The 16,132-nt window shown below is 48.7% G+C and carries 18 protein-coding genes; 4 read left to right on the top strand and 14 right to left on the bottom strand.

Annotated features, from left to right (window positions below; all coding sequences use genetic code 11):
- Positions 1-10 precede the first annotated feature (10 nt).
- Positions 11-802 (bottom strand): 5'/3'-nucleotidase SurE, encoded by a 792-nt coding sequence (gene surE, locus ADA01nite_RS04525; protein ID WP_146808720.1) that lies wholly within the window; start codon positions 800-802, stop codon positions 11-13.
- Positions 803-1,054: 252 nt separating this feature from the next.
- Between surE and ADA01nite_RS04520 the strand changes: the two genes are divergently transcribed.
- The gene (locus ADA01nite_RS04520; protein ID WP_146808719.1) at positions 1,055-1,510 is read left to right on the top strand and encodes a hypothetical protein; all 456 of its coding nucleotides are present in this window, start codon (positions 1,055-1,057) and stop codon (positions 1,508-1,510) included.
- Positions 1,511-1,554: 44 nt separating this feature from the next.
- Here ADA01nite_RS04520 and lepB read toward each other — a convergent pair whose 3' ends face one another.
- Both lepB and ADA01nite_RS04510 read right to left on the bottom strand, forming a co-directional pair.
- The gene (gene lepB, locus ADA01nite_RS04515) at positions 1,555-2,061 is read right to left on the bottom strand and encodes a signal peptidase I (RefSeq protein ID WP_246147216.1); all 507 of its coding nucleotides are present in this window, start codon (positions 2,059-2,061) and stop codon (positions 1,555-1,557) included.
- A gap of 89 nt (positions 2,062-2,150) precedes the next feature.
- The gene (locus tag ADA01nite_RS04510) at positions 2,151-2,468 is read right to left on the bottom strand and encodes a 2Fe-2S iron-sulfur cluster-binding protein (RefSeq protein ID WP_146808718.1); all 318 of its coding nucleotides are present in this window, start codon (positions 2,466-2,468) and stop codon (positions 2,151-2,153) included.
- Between the two features lie 173 nt (positions 2,469-2,641).
- Here ADA01nite_RS04510 and ADA01nite_RS04505 point away from each other — a divergent pair, with 173 nt between their 5' ends.
- Entirely contained in the window at positions 2,642-3,448 is an 807-nt protein-coding gene (locus ADA01nite_RS04505) for an aspartate dehydrogenase (RefSeq protein ID WP_146808717.1), read from the top strand.
- A gap of 299 nt (positions 3,449-3,747) precedes the next feature.
- A complete protein-coding gene (locus ADA01nite_RS04500; protein WP_146808716.1) occupies positions 3,748-5,439 on the top strand; it encodes a methyl-accepting chemotaxis protein in 1,692 nt (563 codons plus the stop codon).
- A 356-nt stretch (positions 5,440-5,795) separates the two neighbouring features.
- On the opposite strand, the gene ADA01nite_RS04495 is transcribed toward ADA01nite_RS04500, so the two are convergent.
- The 10 genes from ADA01nite_RS04495 to ADA01nite_RS04450 form a co-directional block, all read right to left on the bottom strand.
- Entirely contained in the window at positions 5,796-6,311 is a 516-nt protein-coding gene (locus ADA01nite_RS04495) for a hypothetical protein (RefSeq protein ID WP_146808715.1), read from the bottom strand.
- A gap of 1 nt (position 6,312) precedes the next feature.
- A complete protein-coding gene (locus ADA01nite_RS04490; RefSeq protein WP_146808714.1) occupies positions 6,313-6,591 on the bottom strand; it encodes a DUF1450 domain-containing protein in 279 nt (92 codons plus the stop codon).
- Between the two features lie 25 nt (positions 6,592-6,616).
- On the bottom strand, positions 6,617-7,288 hold the full coding sequence (locus ADA01nite_RS04485) for a GntR family transcriptional regulator (protein WP_146808713.1): 672 nt from the start codon (positions 7,286-7,288) through the stop codon (positions 6,617-6,619).
- A 62-nt stretch (positions 7,289-7,350) separates the two neighbouring features.
- A complete protein-coding gene (locus tag ADA01nite_RS04480; protein WP_146808712.1) occupies positions 7,351-7,884 on the bottom strand; it encodes a chromate transporter in 534 nt (177 codons plus the stop codon).
- Between the two features lie 2 nt (positions 7,885-7,886).
- A complete protein-coding gene (locus ADA01nite_RS04475; protein WP_146808711.1) occupies positions 7,887-8,504 on the bottom strand; it encodes a chromate transporter in 618 nt (205 codons plus the stop codon).
- A gap of 16 nt (positions 8,505-8,520) precedes the next feature.
- On the bottom strand, positions 8,521-9,996 hold the full coding sequence (locus ADA01nite_RS04470) for an MFS transporter (RefSeq protein WP_146808710.1): 1,476 nt from the start codon (positions 9,994-9,996) through the stop codon (positions 8,521-8,523).
- 41 nt (positions 9,997-10,037) lie between these two features.
- Positions 10,038-10,511 (bottom strand): GlcG/HbpS family heme-binding protein, encoded by a 474-nt coding sequence (locus ADA01nite_RS04465; protein ID WP_146808709.1) that lies wholly within the window; start codon positions 10,509-10,511, stop codon positions 10,038-10,040.
- Positions 10,512-10,550: 39 nt separating this feature from the next.
- Positions 10,551-12,017 (bottom strand): aldehyde dehydrogenase family protein, encoded by a 1,467-nt coding sequence (locus ADA01nite_RS04460; protein WP_307724479.1) that lies wholly within the window; start codon positions 12,015-12,017, stop codon positions 10,551-10,553.
- A 196-nt stretch (positions 12,018-12,213) separates the two neighbouring features.
- Positions 12,214-12,924, bottom strand: a complete 711-nt coding sequence (locus ADA01nite_RS04455; RefSeq protein ID WP_146808707.1) for an iron-containing redox enzyme family protein — start codon at positions 12,922-12,924, stop codon at positions 12,214-12,216.
- A gap of 195 nt (positions 12,925-13,119) precedes the next feature.
- Positions 13,120-13,893: a creatininase family protein gene (locus tag ADA01nite_RS04450; RefSeq protein WP_146808706.1), complete on the bottom strand. Its 774-nt coding sequence runs from the start codon at positions 13,891-13,893 to the stop codon at positions 13,120-13,122.
- A 193-nt stretch (positions 13,894-14,086) separates the two neighbouring features.
- Between ADA01nite_RS04450 and yyaC the strand changes: the two genes are divergently transcribed.
- A complete protein-coding gene (gene yyaC / locus ADA01nite_RS04445; RefSeq protein WP_170230148.1) occupies positions 14,087-14,644 on the top strand; it encodes a spore protease YyaC in 558 nt (185 codons plus the stop codon).
- 35 nt (positions 14,645-14,679) lie between these two features.
- On the opposite strand, the gene ADA01nite_RS04440 is transcribed toward yyaC, so the two are convergent.
- Positions 14,680-16,113, bottom strand: a complete 1,434-nt coding sequence (locus ADA01nite_RS04440; RefSeq protein WP_146808704.1) for a hypothetical protein — start codon at positions 16,111-16,113, stop codon at positions 14,680-14,682.
- Between the last annotated feature and the right edge of the window lie 19 nt (positions 16,114-16,132).

The following is a 16,132-nucleotide window of genomic DNA, read 5'->3' as shown; positions in this document are numbered from 1 at the left end:
CGCACCTCCTCTACTTTTCCTCAAGAAAGTTCTTCTTGATCACTTTCCACTTCTCCATTTCTTTGAGGAACTTGTAATCCGTGGAGTCAATATGGACCGGTGTCATTGTAATGTATTTATTTTGAATCATGTGATAGTCGTTGTTATTGATTTTTTTCAGTTCACCGTACTCACGGTCTAACCAGTATTCCGGCACACCGGAAACACCCGGCTTCTCATCGATACGATCACGGTAATGATGAATATCGAGCCCGGTGACCGCTACGCCCCGCAATTCGTCCACTTTAATATGCGGGATATTGACATTAATCAATACATCTACAGGAATATCGTGAATTTTAATCTCTTCCCAGATCGGACGAACTAATTTCTCTACTTCGCCGAAGTCGTCTTTATAGAAATGATTATCATAAGATACCGCTATTGCCGGCACTTCATAAATAACGGCTTCACGGGCCGCACTCACGGTTCCCGAATAGTAAATGTCTTTACCCAGATTCAATCCGGCGTTAATACCTGAGATGACCAGGTCGGGCCTCTCCTGCAAAATGACGTTAATCGCCATCTTCACACAATCGGCAGGCGTGCCATTGACCGCCCATGCCTGTACATGATTCATGCCATGAAAATCGACCTGTTTCACGGTCAATCCTTCGCGTACCGTAATCCGATGTCCTTCGGCACTGCGCTCCGTATCGGGAGCTACAACAATAATCTCGGCCAATCCGTCGAGCGATTTTACCAGTTTATGAATACCAAGTGCATGGATACCGTCATCGTTCGTCACTACCACTTTATACATTATTTTCCATCCTCCACATCGATGTTTTCTCTCTATTCATTGTACTCGTTCAGCCGTGAAAAAGCACGAAAATACAGCCCATTCCTGTGAAAGCGCTTTGTTTGAACCGCGTCTATTCTTTGTTCACAAATTGTTTAAAAACAATATTTGCGGCCTGTGAAAAATCCATGTATATTGAGTGAGGAAACAATTTCTAGCAATCCACACAAACATCCAGATGCGCGGCCAAAACATGGATGGAAAGGAATTACGATGAAGATTTTGCGAGAGTTCGAACGTGTTTTCGAGACACACAGTATCCCGTATCGTTTGGAACAAAAAAACGAGAACCATTATCTCTACCGTACGGATGAAGAGATGAGGGATGCCGGCATGACACCTGACAATGTGATGCTTGATTTGGTCTTCGATTACAAAAACGAGGCCATGTTTCTCGGTATGATTCGCATTCCTCATTCGCTGCGCGGAAAGAACATCGGTGCCGACCTTGTTGGCATCATGAAAGAATGGGCCAAAGAACACCACTGGGTCATCATTTTGGAGAGCGCTCCGGAAAATCTGCTTTTCTGGCAGAAGATGCACTTCTCAAGCTTCATGTACGAGACGTACGGTTTCTGGATGATGGGCTACGGAGCAAAGAGCAAGCTTATTTTCAAAGTAAAATGGACGCAGATGAAAAAACACCTATACGCAGATATAGATGTTTAGAAAATAAAAAGGAGGATCGACCCTGATCCTCCTTTTTCTATCTCTTATTCGATACGCTGCATATCCTGAAACGGGTAGAATATAAATTCCGCCCTTCCGACTACACTGCTGCGGGAAATAAACCCGATTTCTCGGCTATCCATGCTTCGGTTCCGGTTGTCCCCCATGACAAAGTACGAAGCGCGGGGGACTTTGATTTTATCGAACTCCCCCAGGGTCGCTTCATTAATGTACGGCTCGTCCACCACCTTTCCATTTCGATATAAAACGCCTTCCTTAAGCTCCAGTTCATCGCCTTCCATCCCGATAATGCGCTTAATATAATCTTCCTTGTCGTTGGCGTGCAATACGACGACATCACCATATTGGGGATTTCTCATATAATAAATCCATTTGTTTACTACGATACGATCATGGTTCTCAAGCGTCGGATACATAGAAATGCCCTCTACTACATACGGCGCGAAAAAGAAAATACGTACAACCACAAGCCCTGTGACGAGAACCAAAAAATATCTGCTCCACCGCACCATTCCCGCTTGCTTTTTCACCGTGCCGCTTCCCCCTGCGCATTCCTTTTGTTATTATTTTCCCTGTTTTGCGCACATCTGTACAGGGGGAGAGGTTGTCGAATAAAAAGTTATTTTGCGGCGGCTTTTCGCTTCGGACGAATCGGATTCTCTTCCCAATTCAATTCCACATCGCCGTTCACAAACGTCTGACAAGCGAGCCGATATCCCTGCGCAATCAAATTTTCTCCTAATTTCTCAATTTCTTTCTTGCTGACTTTGCTTAAGTTCTCTTCTCCGCCGTCAATTTTTACTACGCAGGTGCCGCAGATGCCTCCTCCGCATTTATAAGGAATTCCACCTTCATAGCGAATGGACATTCTCAGCAGGTTTGATTCCTTTTCGACCTCGATTCTTTTGCCGCTGGTTTTGAAATCAATCGTTTGCATTGTATATTCCCTGCCTTTCGTTTTCTAATTATTCATACTATATCATATTTATTTTTGGTATACAATATACTAAAATTTATTATTTTTTAACAAGACAAAACTTAAATCTAGCTTGTTTCCTCATTTTCTTATATACTATTTGGTATACAAAATACAAAAAGTAGGTGGAAAATGTGAATACATTAAAAATCGGAATCATTGGCCTGGGAACTATCGGGCATGCGGTCGCCTCTTATAGTATGGAACGCTATAGAGAGCAAATCGAAGTAAAAGCGGCATTGGTCCGGGATGAAACGCGGGAGTACCACCTGCCAGGCTCTTGCCTGATTACTTCAGACGAAGAACGATTCTTTGCCCAACAGCTCGACGTTATAGTAGAAGCGGCCGGACATGCAGCAGTAAAAGCTTATGGGGCGCGTGCATTAAACCAGGCCTCCCTTGTAGTAGCAAGCATTGGAGCCCTTGCGGAAGAAAAGCTGCTGCAGGAATTAAAAGAGACGGCAGCGCGGCATGGAACCCGGTTAATTGTTCCTTCCGCTGCCATCGGAGGGCTGGATCGGATTCGGGCGATGACGCTTGAACATATCGAGCGTGTGGAGCTGATTACACGCAAACCGCCGGCTGCCTGGTACGGGACGATAGCAGAAGAAAAGGTTGATTTGGATTCCGTGACTGAGCCTACACTTATTTTTAGCGGTACGGCCAATGAATCGGCGCTCCTATTTCCAGAGAGTATAAATGTCTCCGCTGCGCTTAGCCTGGCCGGTGTAGGTTTTCAAAAGACGCGTGTACAGGTATATGTAGATCCGACCCTTACCCGCAATACGCATCAAATTATCGCGGAAGGGTTTGCCGGAAAGATTGAACTCTCGCTGCAGAATACCCCTTCAGCAGGCAATCCTAAAACGGGCTACATTGTGGCGATGAGTATTGTGAAAGCGCTGCGGCAGTATACTGAACCTTTTGTAACGGGTGTATAATCCATTTTCTCCCCGGTAACCATTCGAAAATGACGAATTGGTGCCGGGATTTTTTTGTTTAATAACAAACAGGGTCTTTATGCCTGTTATTTTTGTAACAAATTATATTTATTAAATGATATAATAGTCTTAATATTTAATGTTTTACGTAATGCAAAAAGACTCATCATCCTACTCTGTGGTCGGCTTCTTTTTTACACAAATGTCGCCTGTCCCTCGCCACACATGGGTACGCTTCAAACGGTCAACCACATGGCTTGGTATTGAACCGAAATAAAGATGAAAAAGGAGAAAAAACAATGCAGATGACAATTAGAAAAAAGCTATTCTCTGGTTTTTTTGCTGTCCTTCTGATTTTTAGCGTGGCTGCAGGCATTGCCAGTTACCAATTAAGAGCGGTCGACCAGGTGTACAAGCAGCTTATTGACGATCGTGTAAAAAAAATAATCATTGTGGAAAAACTTATTACTCTTGCCAATAAACAATCTGCGTCGCTACGCTCTTATTTGTTGACAGGGGAAAAAGGTAGTCTGCAAAACTATCAGGCGGCGAAAAACGAGTATACTAAGACCAGCCAGGAAATGTCCACCGCCATCCATACGCCTGAAAACAAAGCGCGCCTGAGTGAACTGAATCGATTGCAGGCCGCTTACGGTAACGCGGCCGAACAGATGATTTTCTATAAGGACCAAAACAACACGAAAGAATACTTGCGTTTAATCGTAGAAAAAGAACGTCCGTTATCCATGCAGTTTATTGCCAAAGCTGAAGAATTCGGCCAGATACAAAAGCAAATGCTTCAAAAAGGAAGCGAAGAAACATCTGCCCGCGTAGCGTCCATAGAGATGATTGTTCTCGTTATTTCTCTTGCTGCACTGGCTGCCGGTTGTCTTATTGCATTGTATATTAGCCGTCTGATATCTGCTCCGGTACGGGCAATTGCCGCAAGTGCAGGGGAAATCGCAACCGGCGTTCTATCCGGTGCGGATGTACAGGTTAAAAACAGAGACGAGCTGGGTGAGATGGGAAATGCTTTCAATCAGATGAAGCAAAACATTCGAGCGCTGATTCAAAAAGCCAGCTTTACTTCCGAACAGGTAGCAGTCTCCTCAAAAGAGCTGTACGCCAGCGCCGAACAAACGTCTGAAGCCGCTACCCAGGTCGCTTCTGCTATCCAGGAAGTGTCAGGCGGAGCGGACCAGCAGCTAAAAAGCGTAAATGAAGGCAAGCGGGTCGTTGAAGAAAACGCTCGGGCAATCCACCGTATCGCCGAAGCGACCACAACGGTATCCGAATCAGCCGCCGATACGTTAAAAGAAGCGCGTCAAGGACAGGCTGTCATTACTAAAACGATACAGCAGATGCAAAGTATCCGAAACTCGGTGAAAGAGTCTGCAAATGTCATACATACGCTGGGAGAAAGCTCACAAGAAATCGGAAATATCATCCAAACCATCCAGCAGATTGCTGACCAGACAAACCTCCTGGCCCTTAACGCAGCAATTGAAGCAGCACGGGCGGGCGAGCATGGTAAAGGATTTGCCGTCGTGGCAGATGAAGTGCGGAAGCTGGCCGAGCAATCCCGCCAATCAACGGAACATATTGCAGAGCTTATCTCCCAAGTTCAACATCGTACGGCGCAGGCCGTTCAGGCGATGGATTATGGGACGAATGAAGCGGAAGCCGGCACCGCCATTGCAGGTGAAGCAGGCAAAGCGTTTGCCCGCATTGTGACACTAGTCCAGCATGTGGCGGAAGAAATCCAAGAAGTCTCAGCCGGTGCAGAAGAGATTTCAGCCAGTTCGGCACAACTGATATCCTCCTTAGAACAACTACTGCTTATCTCCCAGACAATTGCAGACGGAACACAGGGTGTCGCCGCTTCCACCCAGGAGCAGCTGGCCTCCATCGAAGAGGTTACGGCTGCCGCCGACTCGCTTAGCAGGCTTGCTCAGGAACTGCAGGCTGAAATTACTAAATTTCGAGTTTGACCTTCTCCCGCAGCTGAAGCACGTGGAATTCTTTCCTGCGAACACCCCGTGTACCAACGGCGATTTCCCTGTATCATTTTTTCGTAAACACTATTTGTAATATTAGCGGGGTGAATAAAATGGAAGAACAGCAAAGAAGTGAAAACCAACCGACATAAAAATGATGGGAAGAACAGCTGACTTTAGTGGTACGAAGGAAAAAAGATGAAGGAATGAGGAGAGGATTTTAATGTAGAAAAAGGCGACGGCCTTTTTCTTCCCTGGATCTTTTTCCTTCTTCCCCTCCTTCTTTTCTCATGATTTTCACAGAAATAAGCTCCGGCTTTTCGTATATTGTATACCGAAAAATTATAGATCTACCCACTACTCTTAACTCCTTCATACATCCATGGGTAACCCGGAAAAATTGAAGCAGGCAGTGAGACGAGAATGTCAACTTGCACCGGTTGGCCTGGCGGAAGCGGAACCGGCGCGATGGTGCATATTTCGCAGTCTCCCGCTTGACCAAATGCATCACGCAATATACCAGTCGTCTCGTTCGTAATTTGACGCCAGTCCTCTTTTGTCCCGATACCGTTAATATAATAGACGACTTTAATAATATGGTCAATCGTATCTAAATCCTCTACGATACGCTTCAGCATGCTGAGCTGATTGCTTATGCTGCGCCGTGCGCACACTTTCAACCATTCCAGGGATAACTGCCTGCCAATAATATTACCATCATAGAAGAGATGGCTCGGACAGTGAGCCTGAATCCCGCTTACATATACATGGTACTTATCGTGTATCAACGTGACATACGATTTGGTGATGTCCGGGTTATCGGTCAGCACGATACCGCTCTGAGCCAACTTCTTTTCTACCCGCATATTATATCGCCTTCCTGGTCGTATCCGCTGCGGTTTGCTTCTCCAGTTCTTTTTTGAAGCGCTGGAAAAATTCGTCCGCATCCAGTGCGGTTACGTATTTTTTGTTGATTAACGCGTAAGGGCTCATCTTGCAGGCAACACAAATACCGCCGCATTTCATCTCCACTACATCTACCGCATCCGCCGGAGCATGCTCCTTCACGAACGCAAAGGCGTCGCGGGAAGAAGCATGGCGGCTCATGTTACTCTGACAAAATTCCACTTTGATTTTGTTGCTCATCGTATGCCCCCTTATTAACCATTCATTACGTTTGCAGCGCTTCCAGATAGGCTGCTTTGGAGTTGGCGATATGAATTTTCGCCAGGTGCTCGGCCAGCTCGCTGTCTCCGCTCTGCACGGCGATTGCAATGGCCCGGTGTTCTTCAAGCGATTTGCGCAGCCTTCCCGGTACTTCCTGTCCGACCGTGGCAAAAGCCTGGATATATTCGAGCAAACTGTGCAGCATTTCATACAGGCGCGGGCTTCTGGCCAGTTTATAAATCGTTTCGTTTACATCGATATGCAAATCGGTCAGATGCTTCGTATCCAGGTCGTCCCTGGCCAGCAGCTTCTCGATTTCCTCAATCTGTGAGGCAAGCTTCGCCTTGTCTTCTTCCGTTACCCTGGTTGCCGCCAGCTTGACTGCAAGACTCTCCAGCGAAGATAAAATCGTAAAAATTTCAATAATTTCTTCCGTAGACATTTTCGATACAACGACGCCCTTGCGCGGCAACGTTTTGACAAATCCCTGCGACTCCAAGCGAAATAATGCTTCGCGAATCGGCGTACGGCTGATGTTCAGTTTGTCCGCCAATTCCCGCTCTACAATCCGCTCACCCGCCACCAGCTCACCGTTTAAAATCATGTCTTTAATATAGCGGTATACTTTATCCCGAATCGGACTTAGTTCTTCTTTCACCCAGGCATCAGCTTGCATACAATATTCCTCCTTCATTCTCTTTCTATTAAGCTTACTGGATGCTGTGGAAATGTACAAGTTTATGACAGAAACACAGCTCCATAGAGCAGGGAGGAACTAATGACAAGGGCGGGATGTACCTTGATGCGTTCCATAAATAGATAGCTAAGCCCGGCCAATAAAATGGTATGCAGAATACCGGCAGGTCCGATCACCGCATCCCGAAAAAATTCGTAAGCGAGGAGGCCCATCAGCACAGCGACAATCGGGCGGATTCCCTGCGTCATCGCTTTAACCTGCGGAGCGGTCTTAAATAGTGTCAGAAACCGCAGCAGGACAATCATCGCGATGGCCGAAGGGGCAATCGTACCCAGCAGCGCGGCGATAGCTCCAGGAACGCCAGCCACTTGATATCCAATGTAGCCGCCCAGCTTGGTAGCGATTGGACTCGGCAGCGCATTTCCAAATGCGAATGCTTCTCCGAACTCCTGATTCGTCATCCATCCATAGTGGTTTACCACTTCATTCTGAATCAGCGGAATGCTAGGAGGCCCTCCCCCGTAACCCAGAATGTTCGCTACGCAAAAGGCCCAGAATAAGTGCCATAACACCATGCCTATCCACTCCGTTCCGTACTGGTTTGGTCTGTCTCATACGAAGCTTCAGACCGCACTTTTCGCTCTGCCCGCTGTTTTCGTGTCGAGAACAAAAATGCGCCAGCCAGTACTACGGCAATCAGAATGGCGGGAGAAACCGAAAGCACCGTCAGCAGGATGCTTGAGGCTACTGTCAGCAGGATAACAAACGTTTTTCCTCTTTTCTCTACCTGTTTCCATGCTTTACTGAAAAATTCATATGCCAGTACTGCCATCATCACCCCAATAACGGGTTGGATACCCGCTACCATCCCTTTTACTATCGGTGAATGCCGGAACTGGAACAAAAATCCCAGCAGCCCGATCATCAGCACCAGCACCGGAATCGAGACGGCGAAAATGGTGACAAAGGCGCCGAGAAACCCCTTTTGTTTGTACCCGATATAGGCGGCCATTTTAGTGGCAATCGGCCCTGGCAGCGCATTGGCCAGCGCTACAATGTCTGAAAACTCCTCGTCATCGATCCATCTGTATTTTTTGACGGCTTCCGCATGGATAAGCGGAAGCATGGAAGGGCCCCCGCCGTAACCCAGGATACCGGCGCGAAAAAAACCGTTGAACAATTGCCCATAGCTCATGGCGCTCCCCCCTTTCTTATTTTAATTGTGGAATTCGAGCCCGCGGCACGAGCCGCAAAAGCGCGACGCCGACCAGGCAGAACGCCAGAGAAACCACAAATACCATTCTTAATCCATCCACGACATACGGCGCAAACGCAGCCTTTTTCGTTACCATCCATTCGGAGATCGAACCCGGAAACGCAAAGTCCAGAAGCGCGATACCGAGTGCCGTGCCAAGCACAAGTCCGAGATTGCGAACGAGCGCCACCATGCCGCCGACGACGCCCAAATTCGATTTGTCCACGCTCCCCAAGATTAAGCTGTAATTCGGCGACGTAACCATTCCCATGCCGGATCCGAGGGCCAGCAGGCTTGCCGCGATAAGAAGCATCGGCGTCTGTGCGCCGATAAAGCTTAGCAGGAGGAGTGCACCGGACATGCAGCTAAGACCAATCAACGTAATTTTCGACGACCCATGTTTATCAGACAACGAACCGCTAATCGGTCCCATAACCCCAAGCGCCACCGGATACATCATAATCATAATGCCGGTCTGTGTGGGACTGAAATGCCGTACACCCAGCAGATAAAACGGAAGGGTAACCTGGGTCGCAAATACGGCGACAAAGGTAGCAAGCCCGACATACATTCCGACCGAAACCGCCGGATTGGCGAACAGGGAAAGGTTCAAAAACGGCTCCCGCTTCTGTCTCATGCGTCTACCCAGCCATCCGTACAGCCCGGCAAGCGCTGCTGCACTTATGCCAAACGCAATCAGAATGCCCGAAGAAGTCCACCCCCAGGCGTTACCGTTGGAAATACCGAAAATAAATGCGATAATGCTTGCCGCAAACAGCACCCCGCCTACCCAGTCCGGGGTCTGAAACGATCCGGAACCATCTGCCGGAATGTAGCGAATCGCCAGGAACGTAGCGATAGCCAGCACCGGCACGTGAATCAGAAACAACCAATGCCAGTTCAGCCAATCCATAATCAGCCCGCCGATCATCGGCCCGCTTAAAGCCCCTAACGCGACAGCAGTACTCACGAATCCCAACGCTCTTCCACGCGACTCTTGTGGAAAATAGCGGCTGACAAGCCCGATGTTCGTTGCCTGAAACATCGCCGCGCCAAGCGCCTGAACGACCCGCAGGACAAGCAAACCATAGAGCGTTTCCGCAAATAACGTCAAAACAGAGCTAACTCCAAAAATAATATAACCTGTATTATGAATGCGCTTGCCCCCGAACCTATCGCCCCATTTCCCCATCATCGGAAGCAGGGAAGCGATGACCAGCAGATAACCGGAAGCTACCCACTGCACAAGGGAGATGTCCTGCTGAAAGAGTATGGATAGACCCGGAAGCGCAACATTTACGATGCCCGCCGTCAAATGGGAAACAAACGCCCCCAGGCAAATCGCAAGCAGCATGCGATTCAGCTCTCCCATCCGCGCGGCGGGGCGTGCGGCGGGAGCGGCGCTGCTCGACCTGATTAAAGGTTGTGCCATCCGTACCGCCCCTTTTCATTGGAGAAGCTTTCCTTCTTCGGTTATTTTTTAATGTCGGCCTCTACCATCACTTCATACTCGCTGCCCAGATGTTTCTGGAGCGCTTCTAAGGCGGCAGTGCCGACCGCTGTATCCTGTTCGCCGTTTCCGCCGCTCACGCCGACGCCACCGATGACCTCCCCGTTTACGACGACCGGGAATCCTCCTACGAAGATGGCAAACTTGCCGGGAATCATTTGCTGAATACCAAAAGCTTCTCCGCCAACGGCTGCAGGACCTCCCTCTTTGTTAAATAGATGTGTGGAGCGCTTATGGCCGGACGCAGTAAAGGCTTTGGCCATTGAAATCTCTACGCCGGTAATGCGCGAGCCGTTCATTCTCTCAAGCGCAATCGCATAACCGCCGTCGTCCACCACGCATATCGTCTCCAGCACGCCGATTTCTTCCGCCTTTTTCCGTGCCGCTTCAATCATAATTTTCGCTTCTTCAAGTTCAAGTCTCAGTACTTGCCGCATAGTTGATTCTCCCTTCCTCTTTCATTCTATGCTTCAAACTTAACGATAAACAGTTTTTGCTTGGACATAAAATGCAAGTGCGTCTCGGCCGCTTTCACGATAGGTGGCCGTGCTGGAATTTTTCATGCCGCCAAACGGAGCGTTGTATGCCACTCCCGTTGTCGGCTTATTCACTTTTACCATGCCGGCTTCAATTTGATCGACAAATTTGGTGGCTGTTTTTTCGTCAGCCGTGCAAATGGCCGCGGCCAACCCGTATTCCGTATCATTCGCCAGCGCCAACGCCTCCTCGAATGAAGAAACTTTCATGACACCGATGACCGGACCGAAGATTTCTTCGCGCATAATACGCATCTCAGGCGTTACATCAACGAACACGGCCGGCGAGACATAATACCCCTTCCTCAATTCGCCTTCTGTCAGCTGTTCGCCGCCGGTCAGAAGCGTCGCCCCTTCCGCCTTACCACTTTCTACATACTCGAGCACGGTACGCAGTTGGCTTTCATTGGCGAGCGGTCCCAACTTAACACCTTCGTCCATTCCGCTTCCGATGGTCAACGTGCGTGTAGCTTCCACCAGCTTTTCCACATAGCTGTCATATACAGCTTCCATTACGAATACCCGGCTTGTTCCGGTGCAGGCCTGGCCAGTCAGACTGAAGCCGCCGGCAATAGTCATCCGCACCGCCTGCTCCACATCCGCATCATCCATCACGATCAGCGGATTCTTGCCTCCCAGTTCGAGCTGTAAGCGTGTCTTAAAGGAAGAGTTCTTGTGAATTTGCTCTCCGGCATATGTGGAGCCGGTGAATGTCACCGCATTGATATCTTTGTGAGAGACAAGAATGCCGCCGATTTTAGATGCCGACCCGGTGATAAAGTTCAGCACGCCGGCCGGCAATCCCGCCTCATACAAACACTCGGTCAAACGAAGTCCGATAAGCGGCGTATCAGAAGCCGGTTTGAAAACAACCGTATTTCCTGTCACCAATGCAGGCGCGATTTTGCGCGCCGGAATGGAAATTGGAAAATTCCACGGTGTAATAACAGAAATGACCCCAAGCGGCTCCTGTTTGGTATAAAGAAAACTGCCATCGTCAGCAGGAAGTGTCTGCCCGGTTACATTCAATCCTTCGGATGCGTAATATCTAAGCGTCTGGGCGGAACGCTTAACTTCCATAATGGCCTGCGCCAGCACTTTTCCTTCTTCCCGTGTAAGTTCCCGTCCGTATTGCTCTGCCCGCTCCTCCAGCAAATCGGCCGCTTTATATAAAATGGCTGCTTTTTTCGAAGGAGGATGCTTCGCCCATTCCTTCTGCGCCCGCCGCGCCGCCGCAATCGCCCGCTCGGCGTCGCGAACATCGGAAGCCGGGAAGCGGCCTACGCAATCTTCGATATCGGCAGGATTAATGCTTTCGAAGTACTGACCGCTAGAAGGTGCCACCCATTCACCGTCAATTAGGTTCTGGTACGTTGTTACACCTGTCGCTGCTGTCAAGTCAATCACCTCAACTTTTAGAAGTTAGACAAGAAAGTAAGAGAAAGAGCTTATCGTATCTACTTTCAACCTTTATCCTTATTTCATTTTTAGTACAAACAGCTCTCTCTGTCCGAGAGAGCTGCTTGCATACGGTATAATTTTGACTTTTATCACGGTTACGCTTACCATATATCCAACTTCTTACTTCCAGTCACTCTATTCTCTATAATGTTGCATACGGCTTTTCTTCTACGACAGCACGGTAGATGCCATCGATATACATGCGGCGCATTTCCGTCGCTTTCTGTACCGCTTTCAAGCAGCGTTCCTGCAATTCAGGCGTATTGGCATATTTCAGTACGATTTGGTAGCCACGCTCGCCGTGAATTTCGTCGGAGACGATGTGCAGGTCGAAGAATTCGATTTCATGATCGGTGAATCCATACTTCTCACGCAGAATCGGCGTCTGTTTGCGGTAGATGCCCGGCACCTGTGATTCAAGTCCGATGATGAGCGCCGCCGTTGCTACGATGAAATTCTCGCGCATGGCTATCGCGTAGCACCAGCTTTGCAGACCAAGCGTCGTAGCCAGCATATTGTCCGGGTTTTCCACCTTTTCCCGCGTCGTGCCGCATACTTCGCCGAAGCGAATCAGCAGGTCTGTGTGACGGTCGCCGCCAAGCTCTTCTTCCCACATGTTTTGCAAGAGGAAATCTTTCGCATCTTCATACGGACAATTGGAATACATGTATCCTAAATAGTCTGCGAACGGCCCTACGTAGTGATAGTGCTGCTCTACCCATTTTGCGAACTGCTCGCGTGTTAGCTGACCTTCAGCCCATGCGTTTGTAAACGGAGCTACCTCACTGCTGTTGCCTTTTACCGCCGCTTCCAGCTTCTCGCGAAACACTTCTTTGTCCATCAATTCTGCCATTGTTCATTCCTCCTTGTATATTGTATACCAATTTGGTGAAAGAGTAAGAGCTTGTCCAAATTTATCTTCTATGTATTTCTAACAATAAGATAAATGGCTGCTCTTTTAGTATATTGTATACCAAATCGTTTCTTGTTTTTATATTAACACATATAAACAACCTGTCAATAGAATTTATCTAAAAATTCGAGTTTTCTATAAACTTTTTATAGACCCCTGTACATTGAGCATATACCGCAGCTCTTCTTCTAAGCGATCCAGCGCGGTTTCTACAATCTTTTCTCCAAGTTCGTAGCTGCCCCACGTGGCGTCCCCAATGCAACCGTTCTCGGTCATTTCTTCGTAACGATAGAATCCCTGAAGCGGCTTGCCTGGCCGCAGATGACGCCAACGTGGATTCGGGTTCAACTGCCCCTTCTGCAATTTATCCTCCCTAATAAGCTCCGGCGCAAGATAATACGCCTCCGATATTTCCCGTTCACAGCTATGCCCAAAAGGAGAGGAAGCGATATATTCCTTATAAACGTCGCTTGCACTCGCCGTTGTTTTTGCATAATAAATGGTGACGTCTTGCTCCACGCTTATCTTCTGGCAGGCTACCGATAGCGTAGACTGATTCCCCCCGTGTGCATTCAGCCACAAAAACGTAGTGATACCGTGATGCTTGAGCGACGCAGTAATATCCCGCAACAGGCTAATCATCGTCTCGGGTTGAAGCGAAATCGTACCGGGAAAATTCAAGTGATGCGGCGAGATTCCCATTGTTACAGCGGGAGCGACAAGCGCGAGGGGATGAAGGCGTTCCGCAAGCCTATCGGCCATTCGCTTCGCCAGCACCGCATCGCAGCTTTCCACCATATGCGGTCCGTGCTGCTCATGCGCGCCAATTGGAACAATCGCCAATCTGGCGCTCGTAAGCGCATCTTTAATTTCCGGCCAGGTCATTTGCTGCAGATCATAAATGTTCACAACTACTCCTCCCTGCCTGATTGTTTTTTTGTCTTTTATACTGTATATTGTATACCATAATTTAAATGATGGATAGTCCTTATGTGAATATGTCTTGATATATCCATACTCTTGTTTCTGTGAAAATCATGAGAAAAGAAGGTACCGTAGCATGTGGTATAATAGAGCGAAAAAATTTATTGGAGAGATTCCCATGATTGTACAAACGCATTATAAAGAAAGAACAGCAGCAGAGCAATTAAGCAAAGGTCTGGCGCTTTTGTTCCGTGCGGCAGGAGACCGCCCCCTTGTGTTTGTCTGCATCGGCACAATCAAAGCGATAGGCGATGCGCTCGGGCCGATGATTGGGACGCTGCTTCAGGACAGCGAATTGAAGAACGCGCATGTATACGGCACGATTAAGGAGCCGGTGCACGCATTGAATCTGCATGATACGATGAAAGAAATTCAGCAAAAATACGACAATCCATTTGTGGTAGCCATTGATGCCTCGCTCGGCCACCTGCACCATATCGGCTACATTCAATTGCTCGAAGGCCCGCTCTTTCCTGGCAACAGTATGAAAAAGCAGTTGCCCGAAGTAGGCGATATCCACATAAAAGGCATCGTGAATACGACCGGTCCGTACAACTATATGATGCTGCAGACCGCAAACGAAAAATCGGTACGCAGCATGGCTAAGACCATTGCTTCCGCTTTGTTTAACGCAGCGGCAAAAAGGCATAACAAAGCCGTCGATGAAGTGGTATAACCACCGACTCAACGGCTTTTTGCTTGCATTTGCGCTTACCAGATGAGCACGGCCAGCATAGTCGCAACGACAAGTCCGGTTATTACAGGGAAAAAGTTCTTCCTGGCCAATTCGATGGGCGATACACCGACGAAAGCGGCAACCGCTACCAGCGAAGACCAGGCAATAAATGTACCGCCGCCGGACCAAATCGATCCCATCTGACCAACGGCCGCCAGCATGGATGTGTCAATGCCTGTCCCGTGCGATAGCGCACCGGCAAGTGCGCCGGTAATCGGCAGGCCGGCAAAGCCTGAACCGTCAATACCGCACAAAATACCGACCAATAGCACGCCGAATGCCGCGATAAATTCATTGCTTGGAATATACGCCTGAATACCGTCCACGATATCGAACAAAAAACCAGGTGCCCCTTCGCCGAACACGGCCACAGAGTGCTCCTGTCCACCCAGAAAGAAGAAGGCGGCAATCGGGATAATCGAACCCATAATTTTAATGGCAAACCCGAATCCCTCGGTCAGCCGTTCTCCAATCTCTTCAAAGGCTTCGCCTTTATGCCTGGCAATCGTGGCTACCAGCATAATAAGCGCTGCAGTACCGCCAATTAATGCGCCCGCGTCTCCGCCTTTGATATCGAATACACTCATCGCGACAATATCGAGCAGAAAGGCTACAATAGTAAATATAGCAAAGAATGCAGCAATCGTGCCGGACTCTTTCTGCGGCATAAACTCCAGAGTTGCCGCCGCTTCTGCTTCGCCTTCCCCGAAGTACTCTTTATTCAAGTTATCCTGTTCTTCAGAGGTGTCCACCGGCTTTTTAATGGTTTTAGCAATACGGGCATAAGAGATAACGCTTGCCACTCCTCCTACAACGAGCGTTAGCACGATAGACTTCATCCATACGTCTTCGGCTATTTGCGGTGCGCCGGCCGCTTTGGCAGATAACGCGGGAGCCACCTGCATCAACGCATCAGCAGCCAACGCCATCCCCTGGCCGGCCAACGTTACGGCAATGGCTATGCCCATCGGAGGTAACCCGACGCGCAGCGCTACCGGGATAAGCACCGCAGCGACAAGCGGAATGGCCGGCGTCGGCCAGAATGCGGTCGATAACAGGGCGGTTGCGCCGAATAAAATCCAGTATGCCATATGCCCGTTTACGATGACGCCCTGAATGGGCGCAATCATTTTTCGGTCAGCTCCGAGCTCTTTTAAAGCGTTCAGCATCCCTACCATAAACGCAATCAGCAGTATAATGCTGAACAACTCTTTGGCTGCCATAATATTTGCGTTGTAGATTGCGGCCAGTCCCGCTACGATACCTTCCCCGAATCCGCCTTTATAAGCCCAGCCCAGCAAAAATGTAGTGACGAGCGAAGGAATAATAACCCCTTTGCGGAACAGCATTGCCAGCACAACAGTGACGGCTCCTGACGCGTAAATAATATGTGCTAAATCCCAATCCATCCATATCCCTCCTTGTCTA

Origin of the sequence: Aneurinibacillus danicus (assembly GCF_007991215.1) — a bacterium.
GTDB lineage: Bacteria > Bacillota > Bacilli > Aneurinibacillales > Aneurinibacillaceae > Aneurinibacillus > Aneurinibacillus danicus.
Note: the sequence above shows the minus strand (reverse complement) of the source record. Positions and strands in the feature narration are given on the sequence as shown.

What these genes read in the sequence shown, in the direction of transcription:
- ADA01nite_RS04500 (WP_146808716.1), top strand. Translation starts at nt 3,748, where the DNA reads ATGCAGATGACAATTAGAAAAAAGCTATTCTCTGGTTTTTTTGCTGTC.
- ADA01nite_RS04510 (WP_146808718.1), bottom strand. Translation starts at nt 2,468, where the DNA reads ATGCAAACGATTGATTTCAAAACCAGCGGCAAAAGAATCGAGGTCGAA.
- ADA01nite_RS04480 (WP_146808712.1), bottom strand. Translation starts at nt 7,884, where the DNA reads ATGGTGTTATGGCACTTATTCTGGGCCTTTTGCGTAGCGAACATTCTG.
- ADA01nite_RS04520 (WP_146808719.1), top strand. Translation starts at nt 1,055, where the DNA reads ATGAAGATTTTGCGAGAGTTCGAACGTGTTTTCGAGACACACAGTATC.
- ADA01nite_RS04465 (WP_146808709.1), bottom strand. Translation starts at nt 10,511, where the DNA reads ATGCGGCAAGTACTGAGACTTGAACTTGAAGAAGCGAAAATTATGATT.
- yyaC (WP_170230148.1), top strand. Translation starts at nt 14,087, where the DNA reads ATGATTGTACAAACGCATTATAAAGAAAGAACAGCAGCAGAGCAATTA.
- surE (WP_146808720.1), bottom strand. Translation starts at nt 802, where the DNA reads ATGTATAAAGTGGTAGTGACGAACGATGACGGTATCCATGCACTTGGT.
- ADA01nite_RS04455 (WP_146808707.1), bottom strand. Translation starts at nt 12,924, where the DNA reads ATGGCAGAATTGATGGACAAAGAAGTGTTTCGCGAGAAGCTGGAAGCG.
- ADA01nite_RS04440 (WP_146808704.1), bottom strand. Translation starts at nt 16,113, where the DNA reads ATGGATTGGGATTTAGCACATATTATTTACGCGTCAGGAGCCGTCACT.
- ADA01nite_RS04485 (WP_146808713.1), bottom strand. Translation starts at nt 7,288, where the DNA reads ATGCAAGCTGATGCCTGGGTGAAAGAAGAACTAAGTCCGATTCGGGAT.
- ADA01nite_RS04470 (WP_146808710.1), bottom strand. Translation starts at nt 9,996, where the DNA reads ATGGCACAACCTTTAATCAGGTCGAGCAGCGCCGCTCCCGCCGCACGC.
- ADA01nite_RS04495 (WP_146808715.1), bottom strand. Translation starts at nt 6,311, where the DNA reads ATGCGGGTAGAAAAGAAGTTGGCTCAGAGCGGTATCGTGCTGACCGAT.
- ADA01nite_RS04475 (WP_146808711.1), bottom strand. Translation starts at nt 8,504, where the DNA reads ATGAGCTATGGGCAATTGTTCAACGGTTTTTTTCGCGCCGGTATCCTG.
- ADA01nite_RS04490 (WP_146808714.1), bottom strand. Translation starts at nt 6,591, where the DNA reads ATGAGCAACAAAATCAAAGTGGAATTTTGTCAGAGTAACATGAGCCGC.